Consider the following 14,478-nt stretch of genomic DNA (forward strand, 5'->3'; position numbering starts at 1 on the left):
GTGCGGCTTCAAGCTACTGCATCTGGCTTTACTACCTGTCTTTTCTGATAAACTTTGCGATCTCGCAATCTTCCGGCACCCGCTCTATCCGGCAGTCCAGATTGGTAGCTTCGGTAACTAACTCTGACCGTGCAGGCAACTGTTTTGGCAAGCGAATATTCTTAACAAGACCTAAGTTATGCAGAGCATTTAACACCCACCAACCAGGATCCGGCTCATCGGTATAAAGCCCGAGCATTGCTGAGCCTGGGAAGGCATGATGATTATTGTGCCAGGCTTCCCCCATAGAAAGCAGGCCAGCCAGACGAATATTATGCCCCTGAACAGCAGCACCTTCGACCCGCCAGGTGCGTTCGCCATCATTGTGCGCGAAATAGCCTATTAGCCAATGGCCACCTACTGATACCACTATACGCACAGACATACCCCAAACCAGCCAGCTCAAGCCACCGATCCAATACAGCGGTACGGCAACAACCAGTTGTTGCAGCAGCCATGTTTTTTCAATAAACCGGTAAAACCGGTTAGAAAGAATGTCTTCTTCGATATTAAATTCAGGCCCGTTTGCTAACAGCAGGTCGCAGTTTAGTTGCCACCAAGCATCCTTTAACATTCCGGAGCCATGTAAGAGGTAATCATGGCAGCGGCTTTGGCGCTGCGCCCAATCCCGCAAGTCATGTTGTTTGATCATGCCAATTGGCCCGGCCATACCTACCAGGGTTCCAAGGTATACAAACAGATACTCCATCCATTTAGGGCATTCGTACGATCTGTGGATCAGAAGTCTGTGCATGCCAAGCGAGTGACCAAAGCACAATGTGATTGCGGTCAGCACTACAAATATGCCAACCGACGAAAGCGTTACTACAAAGGGCGCCACAAGCACAGCCGCAAACAAATTGGCAATAAACCACAAAGACTTACCGGGGCTCCACGTTACCTTCCCAACATAAGCATCTGTATTTGCATTTGCTTTAACTCTTTCGGTGTTTAACATGGCTCTCCAGAGAAAATATTCCTTTTGTCATATAACCGGGTTCTGTATTTAAGTATCTGAATAAGCATGCCTAACATCGCATGAGTGCGCAACGCTCAAAACGCAATACACTGCCGTTACTGATAAAAATCCGGCTGGTTCTGCAGAGCAGTAAAAAAAACAGCGGCTAACATGCCCTCGCTACTGTTTATAACTGTGCCCAATCATTCAGGTATTGTGCTAACTCGCGCGTTTTTTCCAGTGGCAGCATATGGCCGCAGCCCGGGGTGCTGATAACTGACAGTTTGGCGTTGGCCTTACTCATTTCATTAAGCCGCGCGGCATTTACTAAGCTGTCATCAGTGCTGTAGTAAAAACAACTAGGTACCGGCAGCTCCTTTACCCTGGCAGATAAATCTATCCGGTTTGAGGTGTATTGATACTGACTGATAAATTCGGCCTCACCTAAATCGCGATCCATTGCTACTCCAGCGCCCACAACTTATCATTGCACATAGTGCCCGGTATTACATGCAGCTTGCTGGTCAATAGCTCTTCCTGAAGTTATAGCGTATTGAAACGCAGCGAAAGTTTGAGCTGGGTGCTTACCCTTGTTAAGGCTTGGTGGCAATCATATATACATGCTTCTGAGGATACTGATCCAGCTCAAGATGCAAAAGCGACAAACCGTTATTTGCCAGAACTTGTATATTCCCGTTAATACCAATAGAGCTGTAATAAAAAGTATCGTTGCGCCATTGGTCGGTATGTTCACCCTCAGCATTGCCAAATGTATATATCAAGATCCCACCCTTCGCCAACAGCTTGCACAGCTTGGTAATAACCGGCTGCTGCATTGCTAACGGCAAATGAAAAATACTATCCCAGGCAATGATGAAATCAAACTGTGCTTCTGTTTCCCAGATACAAATATCTTGCTGCACAAATGTGTGTTCCGGATGATTAGCACTGGCTAACTTAACCATTTCTTTTGACACATCCACACCAGTAACAATGTAGCCTTGCTGTTGTAATATTCGAATGAAGCGGCCTCCGGCACCACAACCGACATCAAGAGCCTTTCCTCCGGAATCCGAAAACGCGATAGCGCGTTCTAGTTGCTGTACACCATAGGAAGAATCTATGTGCTGGTCATTCCACCACTTGGCAATTTTGTCGTATTTTGCCCCGAGTAAAGATGGTTCCATTTAACAGCCTTAATGCTAAAAACAATACGGTGCGGTTGACTGGCTTTGCTGGTAACGCCAGCAACTAGCCATGATGTCTGCGAATATGTTTAATAAATCCATCATCATTAAACTCCAAAGACATAATATTGCTACTGGTGTACTCAACTACCTTATCCATATGACCCGGTTTAACCTTGGCATGCTCGGTATATTTCACGAACACAACATTACGACCAACCATCATTTGAGTAATTTTAATTTCACTAAAAAATACTTCATCCTCCATTTTTAAGATCATTCCCTCCCGTAGTTCAGCCTTATCAGTAATGGTGACATTGAACTTGATGTGCTCATCTATAAACTTATCCGCCAGGAAGGAAATGAAATGGTCTATATCCGCAATGGTAGTTCCGGGTTGCTGTCTTGCGTTCTTAGCCTGGATAAATGCCTCTGCTTTTTGCCTCAGCTCCGCTTCGGAAAGAGGTTTGCTACCTTCTGCAATTGCAGACATGCTCAGTAGAATAATCATCGAAAGTAGAAATTTCACAGCGCTATCCTTTAACACTTATTCGACAGCGTCCCCCGCATTTAATCACCGGTTAACCTGCCTTTGTAAATTCAATGTGTATGACATTACGCTTGTTCCTACTTAGTTTCAAATAGCTATGAAAACATGTTTCTGTGTGTTGGTGACAAAACCGCGCGTTGCTTCCCCTGCAAGTTTTACAATTTTTACTCCCTACCGTGAATACCTTACAGGGCCGGGCAAAGGTCGTTTTTGCTAAAACGCCCTGCTGGCGCGCTCTTGCCGGTGTGGAACAGCTCTTGCTGTTATATGGGTAGCTTAACCATGCGAACACTATTCGCGTTGTCGACAACACCGCTTAACAACTAAGGAGCACCACATGGCTATTATTAAATGGGCTACTGCAAAATATGAAGGTCTTGGCAAAGACGGTAAAGGACATGTTTCTACTGAATCGGGCGCTTTGAAGGATCAGCCTTATGGCTTTAATACCCGGTTTGAAGATAAAGCTGGCACCAACCCCGAAGAGCAAATCGCTGCAGCGCATGCATCGTGTTTTACTATGGCATTATCTTTTGGCCTGGCAAAGCTCGGCTTTAGTAAAGGCAGTTTAGCATCTAAGGTAGCTATTACACTGGTAAAAGAAGGTGACGGTTTTACCATCTCAAAATCTGAAATCTGGTTAGATGCCAAAGTACCGGGTATGAGCGGTGCAGACTTTGAAAAAGCTGCGGTAGAGGCCAAGCTAAACTGCCCGATCTCCAGGTTACTAACCTGTGACGTTACCTTAGATATTACCTCGTTTGAAGGTAGTTAATTAAGCAGATCTTGGGGTAACTAATAAGGCCCGTTTTGATAGCGTTAAACGGGCCGCTTTAAATACAATGGAGCCTGATTAATGACATCTGAGCAAACTGAACAACCTGAAGAAGAGTCACGTAGTTTTATGCACTATGCGGCACTGAAAACCGCCATTGTTAATAATGAAGAACAGCGGGTAAAAGAGCTGTTGGCAAACCAAAGTATGCAAGCGCTGGAAAAAGGCTACCTGCTTGATTTAGCAAGGTTAAACAATAACAGTACTATTGTAGCCTTGCTGGAAGCAGTGCCTGTATCTGCATAACCGCTCAGCGAATGCTTTACCGGCTGTTGCATGGCGACACTACACTTTTTGCCGGTAACCAAAAAATGTTACGACTAATGCCACCAGCCCGGTAATGCAAAAGGCCGGAATTAACACTACTACGCCGACAATGGCGCTAATGCTGATAGCATCCGGATAATCAAAACTGCTTACGCAACCACTATTATTGCCCCCGCCAAAACTGAGGCAAAGATCGGCAAAGATAACTGCGCAGCCCAGCCACGTAAGGGCAATAAACAGTGTCAGTAACCAGTAAAAGCCGGCCGTTTTCTTTTCTTTCGGATTAATAGGTTTCCCCTCATGCCTGATGTTGTGTTTACTTAGGTTGTTAACTCAGCGCGGCCAACAAGCAACCGGTTATAACAGCCAGATACTGCTGATACCCTGCCTCGTTAAAGGCTTTGGATGCCGGTGAATTTGACCGGGGTAAAATAATACTGCCTGTTTTACTGTGCTGGTTTCTGTGCCCGCCAAAGATCGCCGAGCACAGAAATGTGCAACTGCAATGATACAAAGCCGGTTTAGCAGCGTAGTATTGGCGTTTTATCGCCAAAACAAAAGATTACTATGAAATTTCTGCTTAAGATTACCTTATTATTAGCCAGCAGCGTGCTGATGCAAAGCTGCACCGGGGTGCCGGATGGCGTTACACCGGTAACACCGTTTGAACTTAACCGCTATTTAGGTGAATGGCATGAAATTGCCAGGCTGGACCACCGCTTTGAGCGCGGTTTAACTGACGTGACGGCTAACTACAGTTTGCGCGATGATGGTGGTGTTAAAGTGATTAACCGCGGTTTTAATCGCGAGGATAACAAATGGCAACAGGCAGAGGGCAAGGCGTACTTTGTTGGCGACAGCAATACCGGCGCGCTTAAAGTGTCATTTTTTGGCCCATTTTACGGCGGTTACAATGTGGCTAAACTTAGCGCTGACTACAGCGTTGTTTTGGTTGTAGGTCCGTCAACAGATTACGCCTGGTTACTGGCGCGTAGCAAAACACCAGACAAGGCCCTGTGCGACGACTACATGGCATTTGCTGAGCGCCTTGGCATTACTGCCCAACAATGGATTTGGTTACAAAGCTGCGACTAAAACAACGGCGTTGAGCATCCAGCACGCAGAGATAAAACAGGCAGAAGCTCATCGTTAATGTGCTTCTGCCTGTTTGGCTTAACTGAATAATTTTTTTAATGCTACAGCACGCTCTTCATCAGGCATAGCTGATAGCTTTTCAATAAGACTTTTCGGCAAACGAATTACCGAGCCACGCTGCAGACGCTTAAGCTGCTGTTCTACATCAGCCATGTTGTTACTGGTAACAAGCACCTCTGCCGTATTGCGTAACTGCTTGCATTCAGCGTGCTCCGGGGTAAAGCCCAGTTTACGGCTGTAAGCCTCTAACGTGGCTTCGTGGGCATTTTGCGCCGCCAACTGACAGTATTCTACGTTAGAATATACATAAGTTTGTGTACTGGCTTCACTTGTAACACTCAGCAATGATAACGCAGTCAACAGGGTTGCAGTAACTAACTTCATTTTTAACCTCGGGTATGTGTAGTGCTTAATTGCTGCGCAGTTTACCGGGCAATAATGACAGTTCAGTGTAAGAAGCACGAGATTAAACAGTACACTTGCATTAGTTTAACTAATGCATCAATCACTGAGGCCACACTGTAACCTTGTTACAACTCAGATCTGTCGATTGCATTACATCTCTACCCTGTTTAAAGTAATTCCCATTCAGCCAGTTAGAGCCACCTAAACCATGAGCACACTCCCCCCTGCCGATAATGCCGTGATTTCTGAAGTGGCACCCGACACCTTCGTTGACAGCAGCGGCAAGCAACTGACTGATCGCCAGGTGCGGGGGGTGGTTACGCCACATGTATTTGCAGTCGCACCAGAGTTAATTGGCCAGCCATTGGCCAGGCCCGCTCGCCGTGGTGTGGCGATACTGATTGACGGTTTTTTTATTGCAACCCTTACCTCCGGCAGCCTGATTTTTCTGTTGCCTATGCTGGCTTATCTGGCGTGGTCGCGCTGGCAGACAGGCAAAACCGGCCAGGTGGCTATTCTGGCCTGTACGGCACTGGTGCTGTTTACCAGTAATAACTGGACAGCATCGCTGCCCTCAGACACCGCTATTAAACGTATTACAGACAGCACAGCCGTATCGGCGAATGCCCTGCGCTTAAGCCAGGCTGACTGCGATGCAAGCTGTGCACAAGCACAGCTACAGGCGGTGATACAGCAACTGCAAAAAACCCAACTGAGCATTACAGAGCGGGAAGAAATGCTCAGCGATTTGCTGGATATCAGCCAGCTGTCTGCCAGCGAAAAAGCCTCTGTGATGACAGAAGCGATTACCAGCCTCAAAGTTGGCGCGACTGTGGAACAAATGAGCGCGACAGTACAAGGCAGCACCAGCCCGCCCGAGCCGGCACCTTCGCTTACCGGCGCTTCGCTTTGGCAAAGACTGCAGGAATCGGATCACAGTGTACTGAAATGGGTGCAAGGTATTTTAGCTGATTTAGGTATCGGTTTTGGCTGGGCTATCGGCTATTTTACGCTGTTTATCGCCTGGAATAATGGCCAGACTATTGGCAAAAAGTTATGCGGTATTCGCGTAGTGCAACTGGACAACAATCCCATCTCCCTGTGGGGCGCCTTTGGCCGCCAGGGCGGTTATAGCGCTGGCTTTGCCACCGGCTTACTGGGCTTTTTACAAATCTACTGGGACCCAAACCGCCAGGCCATTCAGGACAAACTGGCTGATACCCTGGTACTGCGGATAAAAAGCTAAACCGGGCGGTGCTTTAATGCCCACTCAAAAGGTAAACTTATAACAAAAATCGGCAATATTGAAAAAACACCGAACTTTATACTGTAAAAATACACATAAACCATGTGAATTATGGTTTTTTAGCCAAAATACACTAGCCTATTTTGCCATATTTTCATTAGTATGCGCATAGTAGATTAATGTTAACCGGGCGTTGCCAGCACTATTGCGCAGCGCCAAGCTATAGGCTGATTTATGTTATTTGATGCAGATTTAACCACCGCTTGCCCGCTGCGACAAAAGATCCGTAATTATTACCGCATCGACGAAAATACTGTTATTGACCATTTATTACCACTGGCTGAAGTGGGCGTTAAGGCCCGCAGCCGTGCCTGGGAACGTGCCAGGCAAATTGTACTTACAATCCGCAAAGAGCAAGATGGTCAAGGTGGTATTGATGCATTATTAAATGAATTCTCCCTGTCGAGTGAAGAAGGTGTAGTGCTGATGTGTCTGGCTGAAGCATTACTGCGGGTGCCGGATAAAAGCACCCAGGAAGCGCTGATCCGCGACAAACTGGCCAAAGGCGACTGGAGCGCGCATTTGGGCAGCAGCGACTCGTTGTTTGTTAATGCGTCGTCATGGGGCTTGTTAGTTACCGGTAAAATGGTGAACTACTCGGACCAAAACAAAGCGCATCAGTTTGGTATTCTGAAAAAAACCCTTGGTCGCCTGGGGGAGCCGGTGATCCGCAAATCGGTTAACTTTGCCATGAAAATTATGGGCAAACAGTTTGTGATGGGGCGCGATATTGATGAAGCAATAGAGCGTGCGGCAGACACCGAGAAAAAAGGTTATGTGTATTCTTACGATATGCTGGGCGAAGGTGCCCGCACTATGGCCGATGCCGAGCGTTACTATCAAAGCTATTTAACCGCCATTCATGCTATTGGCAAAGCCGCGAACGGCCGCGGCCCGATTAAAAGCCCCGGTATTTCCGTTAAGCTGTCGGCTATCCATCCGCGATACGAGTTTAGCCACCGCGAGCGGGTTATGGCCGAATTACTACCTAAACTCAAAGCTCTGGTGCTGTTAGCCAAAAGCTACGATATCGGCTTTACAGTGGATGCCGAAGAAGCCGACCGCTTAGATATTTCGCTGGATATTATTGAAGACGTGTTCAGCGATGAAGACCTTGGCGATTGGACAGGCTTTGGCCTGGCAGTACAGGCATATCAGAAACGGGCCATTTTTGTGATTGAATGGCTGGCTGAGTTAGCCCGTAAAGTTAACCGCAAAATGATGGTGCGGCTGGTAAAAGGTGCTTACTGGGATACTGAAATTAAAACCACCCAGCAAGATGGGCTGGAGCACTTTCCGGTATTTACCCGCAAGGCCTCTACCGACGTATCTTACAAAGCCTGTGCGATTAAATTGCTTGAAGCGCGCGATGTGTTGTATCCGCAATTTGCCACCCACAATGCTTACACCGCCGCCACCATTTTAGAGGTAGCCAAAGGCAACAACACAGGCTTTGAGTTTCAGCGCTTGCACGGCATGGGCGAATCATTATTTGACCAGATCGTTACTGCAGAGAAAATTCAGTGCCGGGTGTATGCCCCGGTTGGCGAGCATGAAAACCTGCTGGCTTACTTAGTACGGCGTTTGCTGGAAAACGGCGCTAATTCGTCTTTTGTTAACGCTATTGTTGATACCACCCAGCCGGTGGAGGCATTGCTGCCCGATCCGGTAGAAACCCTGCAGGGCCTGCGCAACAAATACAACGGCCAGATTAAAATGCCGCTGGATTTATACGGCGCCGAACGGGCTAACTCGCGCGGGCTGGATTTAACTGATGTTAATGCCCTGATGCCGTTTAAAGCAAATTTAGACAGATGGTTTAATGAGCACAGAATAACTGCCGACACGTTGCCAACAGGTGTGTCAGCGGTGATAAACCCTGCCAACCACCGGGAAATAATAGGCCATATTAGCCTGCACAGTACTGAGCAAATGCAGCAGTTGCTAACCAACGCCGATAAGGCATTTAGCAGTTGGTCACAAGTCCCTATTACACAGCGGGCCAACTTACTGCGCCGGATAGCCGACATTTTAGAGCGGCATAACGACGAGCTGGTGGCAATCTGTATTAAAGAAGCCGGTAAAGTGGCGCAGGATGGTATCGACGAAGTGCGTGAAGCGGTCGACTTTTGCCGCTATTACGCCGCACGGGCAGAAGAGCTGGCCAAAGATGAACGCTTTGAACCACGCGGGGTAATTTTATGTATCAGCCCGTGGAACTTCCCGCTGGCAATTTTCCTGGGCCAGGTAGCCGCCGCTATTGTTACCGGTAATACCGTTATCGCCAAACCTGCCGAACAAACCAGTCTGATTGCGCTGCGTACCATTGAGCTGATGCACACCGTGGGCTTGCCTGAGCATGTGGTACAAGCTGTGCTTGCCCGCGGCAGTGATGTAGGTAAAACCATAGTGCCGGACAGCCGTATTCAGGCGGTGATGTTTACCGGTTCTACCGATACCGGCAACCTTATTGCACAAACGCTGGCCGGGCGCAGTGATATTCAGGTGCCACTGATAGCCGAAACCGGTGGCCAGAACTGTATGATTGTCGACTCGACAGCGCTGCCGGAACAGGTGGTTGACGATGTGATCAGCTCGGGCTTTCAAAGTGCCGGCCAGCGCTGCTCGGCACTGCGGGTGCTGTTTATTCAGGAGGATGTAGCTGACAACATTATTACCATGCTAAAAGGCGCTTTAAAAGAGCTGCATGTGGGCGATCCGGCACTGCTTAGCACCGATATTGGCCCGGTTATCGATGCAAGAGCACTGAAAAACCTGCAGCAGCACGTTGAGTATCTGCAGGATAAAGCCACACTGCACTACCAGTGCGATATTCCGGATAACGACAGCAACGGAGCTTACTTCTTTGCGCCGCGCTTATATGAAATTAAAGATTTGTCTGTGTTAAAGCGCGAAGTATTTGGCCCTTGCGTGCATATTGTGCGCTTTAAAGCGAAAGATCTGGATAAAGTTATTGATCAGATCAACGGTACCGGTTTTGGCCTGACCATGGGTATTCATTCACGGATTGAAGAACGCTGCGATTATCTGGCCAAAATGTCACGCGCGGGCAATGTGTATGTTAACCGCAATATGATTGGTGCCATTGTCGGCTCTCAGCCCTTTGGCGGCCGAGGCTTGTCAGGCACCGGCCCCAAAGCAGGCGGCCCGAACTACTTGGTACGGCTGGTAAAAGAAAAAGCTTCGCCGGACAATATACAAATGACGAACCTGTCACCCGACGAGCTGGACTTACACCACGCGCCCGACGCTGAAGCGCAGGTGCAGCAGCTGATGGAAAACTCGCTGCGCGATGAAAAAATCTGGCGTTCAACACCATTAAATGATCGCATTTCCGCAGTACGGCAATTATTGGCCAAAATAGCCACCGTTGACATTATTGACGAGCTGGCTGACGATTTAGGCTCTACTCTGGCCGATGCCCGGGCGCAGCTAAACCGGCTGGAAAAACATATGCGCAAAGCCATAGAATTGCCGGGGCCTACCGGTGAATCGAATACGCTGCGCTATGAACCACGTGGCTGTGTGGTGTGTTATGCCGATAAGAGCACCTCGTTTAACTTCTGGACCCTGTCTATTATTACCGCGCTGGCTGCGGGCAATACTGTCATTACGGTAGCGTCCGAGCTGTTTTATGAAGAAGCCCAGACGTTCAGAGAAAAGTTTATCGCTACAGGTGTTGCTAAAGGCGTGTTTCAGGTGGCGAAATCCAACCAGTTGCAGGCTATTCTGGCTCATCCGCATTTAGCCGGAGCCGTTGTTGCTGCGCGCTCGTCGCGTTTGGGGTATTTCAGCCAGCAGTTGGCCAAGCGCGAGGGCGCTATTTTGCCGGTGATCAGCGCCGAGTATTACGACACCCTGATTAAACGGCTGATAACGGAAAAAACCATCAGTATTGATACCACCGCCTCGGGCGGTAACACCTCGCTAATGACTATGGTGGAAGACGACGAGTAACACGCTGGCCGACGTAAAGCCACCCTTGCCGGGTGGCTTTTTTGTCCTTTGCTGCCTGGCGTTATTTCAGTACCTGCAACAAATTACTGTGCTGATCTGTCCAGCTGACAGTAGGTTGCGCCGGAGTAAGCCAACGGCTTAAAGCCTGCTGCAATTGCGGCTGTTGCATAAAACGCTGGTTATTCGTCAGCAATACCCAGTGTGCCGCAGGGTTAGTACCTTTTGCCGGCGTAGCAATAAAATATGCCTGCAGGCCAAGGCTGGCGGCCTGATTACGCAATAAACCGGTTAAATCCAGGTAGTTATTTGACACATGTACTGCCAGCACACCATCACTGTGTAAATGCTGCCAATACAAGTGCATGGCTTCAAGCGTAAGTAAATGCTGCGGAATGCTGTCGCTGCTAAATGCATCCAGCACCAGCACATCAAACTGTTGGCTGCCGGCTGCCAGCTGCGCCTGCAGCATTAATCTGGCATCCCCCTGTACAATTTCAACATTTGCCGCGCTGTCGCTGAGGTAACTGAAATACTCCGTTGCCACTTTAATGACGGCTGGGTTCAGCTCGTAAAACAGCATGGTATCGTCTGGCTTACCGTAAACCGCCAACGCCCCGGCGCCTAACCCGACCAAACCGAATTTACGTTGTTGCAGTTGCTGCACATTGCGTGATGGTGCTGCCGGTAAAAAATACTCTAATGCCAACGCTGCCCCGGTGCCGGCGCGATAATAACTTTGCGCCTCAAGCGACAAAGGTGCAGCCAAATATTGCGCACCATGGCTGGTGGTGCCGTCAATTAAACGCCGCTGCATATTGCCGTTCAGGCTGATATCGCGCACGATAAGACTACCGTAGAAATTACGTTCGGCATAAACGTTGTGCCGGCCGGGTTGCCACTCCAGCGCCAGCACACTTAGCGTAAACAACACGGCGCCAGCTAACCACACTGCCTGCTGCCAGGGCGGTGTGCCCGGTGTGCGTGGCCACAGCAGCAAGTAAATAGCCAGCAGTACCAGTAAAAACTCCCACTGCTGTGTAAACAACAACGGTGCCAGCAAATTAACTGCCAGGCTACCCAGGGCTCCGCCAGCGGCCAGTAATAAATAATAACCGGTTAGGCCACGCGGCTGGGGTTTTAACCGCGCCAGCTCGCCGTGGCACAACATGCAGCCACTGAACAGCAGCAACAGATACAGCAGCAACTGCGAGATCAGATCAAACTGGCGGCCCAGATAGAACAGCAACAGGCCAAACACCATACTCAGACAAAACAGATAGCGCCACAGCCCCCGCTGATACCAATGCGGTTTATTAAACACCAGGATATAGCTAAGCAAATACAAGCACAGCGGCACCACCCACAAAAACGGAATGGGCGGCACGTTCTGAGTAAGTTGCTGCGTTACCGCCAGTAATAACACCACGCCGCTGGCCGACAACAACAACCAACGGAAAGCAGCCGGTTGACGCAGCCGGGCGGCACCGGCACGGTACGACGGCGGTAACGCCGCCAGGTGTTGCCACATCAACGCCAGGCAGCACACGGCAAACACCACAAAGCCAGACAACCAGTACAGGCGTTGTTCCGACAGCAATAAGCCAGGTTCCAGCAAAAACGGATATGCCAGCAAACCACCTAAAGAGCCGATATTCGACAAAGCATATAAGCGGTAAGGCGACACTGTAGTATAGCGGCCGGCAAACCAATGCTGCAGTAAAGGCCCGGTGGCCGACAGCAAAAAATAGGGCAAACCTGTGGTAAACAACAGGAACAGCAACACAGCCGCCAACGGCGGCAGCGCACTGAATGCCGTGGCATCTGAGCGGTACAGTAGCGGCAAACTCAACAGGCCCAGCAATAATAACAGGCTGTGCAACGAACGCTGCGCCAGTGGCGACAGAAAACGACACAGAGCATGGGCGTAGGCATAACCGGCGAGCAGCATGGCCTGAAAAAACAGCATACAGGCAGTCCACACTGCGGCACCACCACCCAAATAAGGTAGTAGCTGTTTGGCCAGCATCGGCTGAATTAAAAACAGTAAGGCAGCGCTTAAAAATATCGTCAGGGCAAACAAGGCCACAACAAGCTCCGGAAAAATCAACGACAGAAAAATGCGCCAAGCCTATACAATGAGCGCTCTGCAGGCAAGTAACAGCAGTAAATACCTGTTTGTGATGCTAACAGTGTTGCGGTAGACTCCGTTTTTTTATCGACATAGTGCAGCATAACGCGCCTTAAATTTTAATCTGAGCTGCACTTAAGGGACACTAAAGCATGGCAAGATTTAAAGTACCACACACCCTTACTTTGTTGTTTAGCATGATGGTACTGGCGATGATCGCCACCTGGATAGTACCGCAAGGCTTTTTTGAAACCCAAACCCTGGCCAATGGCCGCTCCGCCGTTATTCCAGGCACCTTTGCTTTAGTAGAAGAACGCCAGTATTTAAGCCCGTGGCAGCTGTTAACAGCCATACCACGCGCTTTTGCCAGCGCTCAGGATGTGATTTTCTTTGTTATGATCCTCGGTGGCGTATTGTCTATCGCCCGCGCCACCGGCACGGTAGATGCGCTGATCGGCCGACTGCTGACCCGCTTTGGTGAGAAGCCGCATATGCTGATCTTTATGGTGGTGTTCTGCTTTGCCATGGCGTCCAGCGCTATCGGCACCGCCGGTGAGTACATTCCCTTTGTGCTGATTTTAGTCGCACTGTGTAAAGCGATGCGGCTGGATGCGATGACAGCTGTGGGCATGACAGTCGCCGGTTATGGTATTGGCTATGGTGTATCAGCTATTAACCCTTTCACGGTGATTATTGCCCAGCAAATTGCTGAAGTACCGGTACTGTCTGGCATTGAACTGCGCCTGGCAATTTTTATTCCCTTTGTGCTGATTGGCTTTCACCATGTCTGGAGCTATGCCAAAAAAGTACTGGCCGATCCGGCCAACTCAATGGTAGCCGATTTGCCCTGCCCGCTGGGTGATAAACAAACCAGCACTTACCCACAACTGGCGCTAAACCATAAACTGATTTTAGCCAGCTTTGTCGGCACCATCGCTGTGGTGGCCTATGGCATCCGGGTACATGGCTGGTACTTGTATGAGCTAAGCGCCTGCTTTGTTGCCTGGGGTCTGTTTACTGCAGTGGTTGGCCGTATTTCTGCTGATACTACCGCGCAAAAGTTTATTGATGGCGCTATGGAACTGACCACCACAGCGATGCTGATTGGCGTGGCACGCGGTATTTCACTGATTATGGAAGATGGCCAGATTTTGCATTCGCTGGTGCATGGTATGTCGCTGCCGTTGTCTTATGTTGGCGCTGAGGCAGCAGCTGTAGGTATGTTGGTTATTCAAACCCTGCTGAATTTTTTTATTCCCTCCGGCAGCGGCCAGGCCTATGTCACTATGCCGTTAATGGTGCCACTGAGCGACTTACTCGACATTCCGCGCCAGGTTGCGGTATTGGCGTATCAGTTTGGTGATGGCTTTTCCAATATGATTATCCCCACTAATGCAGTATTAATGGGCATTATCGGCATTGCCGGTATTCCTTACGGCCACTGGTTCCGCTTTTGTGCACCACTACTGTTAAAACTGATGCTGGCAGCCTCGGTGGTTTTAGTGCTGGCAGTAGTATTTGACTATGGCGACAGCGTACAACCCCAAACTCCTGCAGGCGCAAACCTGAGCCAACCGGATTAAACTCTGCAACACCTGCGGTAGCAACTTACCGCAGGTGTTGCTGGTAATTCAGTGGCTTCCTGATTAGAGTACGCTAATCAGGCAACA

12 protein-coding genes are annotated in these 14,478 nt (G+C 49.2%); 6 read left to right on the plus strand and 6 right to left on the minus strand.

Annotation, left to right across the window (positions count from 1 at the left end; translation table 11 throughout):
* Window positions 1-31: 31 nt before the first annotated feature.
* From MJX74_RS11385 to MJX74_RS11400, 4 genes are all read right to left on the minus strand, one after another.
* Complete coding sequence (locus MJX74_RS11385; protein WP_240222973.1) at window positions 32-997, minus strand: acyl-CoA desaturase; 966 nt, start codon at window positions 995-997, stop codon at window positions 32-34.
* A 187-nt stretch (window positions 998-1,184) separates the two neighbouring features.
* Window positions 1,185-1,457 carry an alpha/beta fold hydrolase gene (locus MJX74_RS11390; RefSeq protein ID WP_240222974.1) on the minus strand — a complete coding sequence of 91 codons (273 nt, stop codon included), beginning with the start codon at window positions 1,455-1,457 and terminating at the stop codon, window positions 1,185-1,187.
* Window positions 1,458-1,590: 133 nt separating this feature from the next.
* Entirely contained in the window at window positions 1,591-2,184 is a 594-nt protein-coding gene (locus MJX74_RS11395; RefSeq protein WP_240222975.1) for a class I SAM-dependent DNA methyltransferase, read from the minus strand.
* 64 nt (window positions 2,185-2,248) lie between these two features.
* Window positions 2,249-2,713, minus strand: coding sequence for a hypothetical protein (locus tag MJX74_RS11400; RefSeq protein WP_240222976.1), 465 nt, complete (start codon window positions 2,711-2,713; stop codon window positions 2,249-2,251).
* A gap of 358 nt (window positions 2,714-3,071) precedes the next feature.
* On the opposite strand from MJX74_RS11400, the gene MJX74_RS11405 reads away from it, so the two are divergent.
* The 3 genes from MJX74_RS11405 to MJX74_RS11415 all read left to right on the plus strand — a co-directional run bounded on the left by MJX74_RS11405 (window position 3,072) and on the right by MJX74_RS11415 (window position 4,931).
* Entirely contained in the window at window positions 3,072-3,509 is a 438-nt protein-coding gene (locus MJX74_RS11405) for an OsmC family protein (RefSeq protein ID WP_240222977.1), read from the plus strand.
* Window positions 3,510-3,590: 81 nt separating this feature from the next.
* Window positions 3,591-3,815 carry a hypothetical protein gene (locus tag MJX74_RS11410; RefSeq protein ID WP_240222978.1) on the plus strand — a complete coding sequence of 75 codons (225 nt, stop codon included), beginning with the start codon at window positions 3,591-3,593 and terminating at the stop codon, window positions 3,813-3,815.
* Window positions 3,816-4,403: 588 nt separating this feature from the next.
* Window positions 4,404-4,931, plus strand: a complete 528-nt coding sequence (locus MJX74_RS11415) for a lipocalin family protein (RefSeq protein ID WP_240222979.1) — start codon at window positions 4,404-4,406, stop codon at window positions 4,929-4,931.
* Window positions 4,932-5,009: 78 nt separating this feature from the next.
* On the opposite strand, the gene MJX74_RS11420 is transcribed toward MJX74_RS11415, so the two are convergent.
* The gene (locus tag MJX74_RS11420; protein WP_240222980.1) at window positions 5,010-5,375 is read right to left on the minus strand and encodes a hypothetical protein; all 366 of its coding nucleotides are present in this window, start codon (window positions 5,373-5,375) and stop codon (window positions 5,010-5,012) included.
* A 229-nt stretch (window positions 5,376-5,604) separates the two neighbouring features.
* Between MJX74_RS11420 and MJX74_RS11425 the strand changes: the two genes are divergently transcribed.
* Together MJX74_RS11425 and putA are read left to right on the plus strand one after the other, a co-directional pair.
* Entirely contained in the window at window positions 5,605-6,642 is a 1,038-nt protein-coding gene (locus MJX74_RS11425) for an RDD family protein (RefSeq protein WP_240222981.1), read from the plus strand.
* A gap of 234 nt (window positions 6,643-6,876) precedes the next feature.
* Window positions 6,877-10,680 carry a bifunctional proline dehydrogenase/L-glutamate gamma-semialdehyde dehydrogenase PutA gene (putA, locus tag MJX74_RS11430; protein ID WP_240222982.1) on the plus strand — a complete coding sequence of 1,268 codons (3,804 nt, stop codon included), beginning with the start codon at window positions 6,877-6,879 and terminating at the stop codon, window positions 10,678-10,680.
* A gap of 61 nt (window positions 10,681-10,741) precedes the next feature.
* Here the strand turns inward: putA and MJX74_RS11435 are convergent, their stop codons facing one another.
* Window positions 10,742-12,766: a spermidine synthase gene (locus MJX74_RS11435; RefSeq protein ID WP_240222983.1), complete on the minus strand. Its 2,025-nt coding sequence runs from the start codon at window positions 12,764-12,766 to the stop codon at window positions 10,742-10,744.
* Window positions 12,767-12,960: 194 nt separating this feature from the next.
* On the opposite strand from MJX74_RS11435, the gene MJX74_RS11440 reads away from it, so the two are divergent.
* Window positions 12,961-14,391 (plus strand): YfcC family protein, encoded by a 1,431-nt coding sequence (locus MJX74_RS11440; RefSeq protein WP_240222984.1) that lies wholly within the window; start codon window positions 12,961-12,963, stop codon window positions 14,389-14,391.
* Window positions 14,392-14,478 lie beyond the last annotated feature (87 nt).

Source organism: Rheinheimera hassiensis (assembly GCF_022436675.1).
Classification (GTDB): Bacteria; Pseudomonadota; Gammaproteobacteria; order Enterobacterales; family Alteromonadaceae; genus Alishewanella; species Alishewanella hassiensis.

What these genes read in the sequence shown, in the direction of transcription:
- MJX74_RS11385 (WP_240222973.1), bottom strand. Translation starts at nt 997, where the DNA reads ATGTTAAACACCGAAAGAGTTAAAGCAAATGCAAATACAGATGCTTAT.
- MJX74_RS11390 (WP_240222974.1), bottom strand. Translation starts at nt 1,457, where the DNA reads ATGGATCGCGATTTAGGTGAGGCCGAATTTATCAGTCAGTATCAATAC.
- MJX74_RS11395 (WP_240222975.1), bottom strand. Translation starts at nt 2,184, where the DNA reads ATGGAACCATCTTTACTCGGGGCAAAATACGACAAAATTGCCAAGTGG.
- MJX74_RS11405 (WP_240222977.1), top strand. Translation starts at nt 3,072, where the DNA reads ATGGCTATTATTAAATGGGCTACTGCAAAATATGAAGGTCTTGGCAAA.
- MJX74_RS11410 (WP_240222978.1), top strand. Translation starts at nt 3,591, where the DNA reads ATGACATCTGAGCAAACTGAACAACCTGAAGAAGAGTCACGTAGTTTT.
- MJX74_RS11415 (WP_240222979.1), top strand. Translation starts at nt 4,404, where the DNA reads ATGAAATTTCTGCTTAAGATTACCTTATTATTAGCCAGCAGCGTGCTG.
- MJX74_RS11420 (WP_240222980.1), bottom strand. Translation starts at nt 5,375, where the DNA reads ATGAAGTTAGTTACTGCAACCCTGTTGACTGCGTTATCATTGCTGAGT.
- MJX74_RS11425 (WP_240222981.1), top strand. Translation starts at nt 5,605, where the DNA reads ATGAGCACACTCCCCCCTGCCGATAATGCCGTGATTTCTGAAGTGGCA.
- putA (WP_240222982.1), top strand. Translation starts at nt 6,877, where the DNA reads ATGTTATTTGATGCAGATTTAACCACCGCTTGCCCGCTGCGACAAAAG.
- MJX74_RS11440 (WP_240222984.1), top strand. Translation starts at nt 12,961, where the DNA reads ATGGCAAGATTTAAAGTACCACACACCCTTACTTTGTTGTTTAGCATG.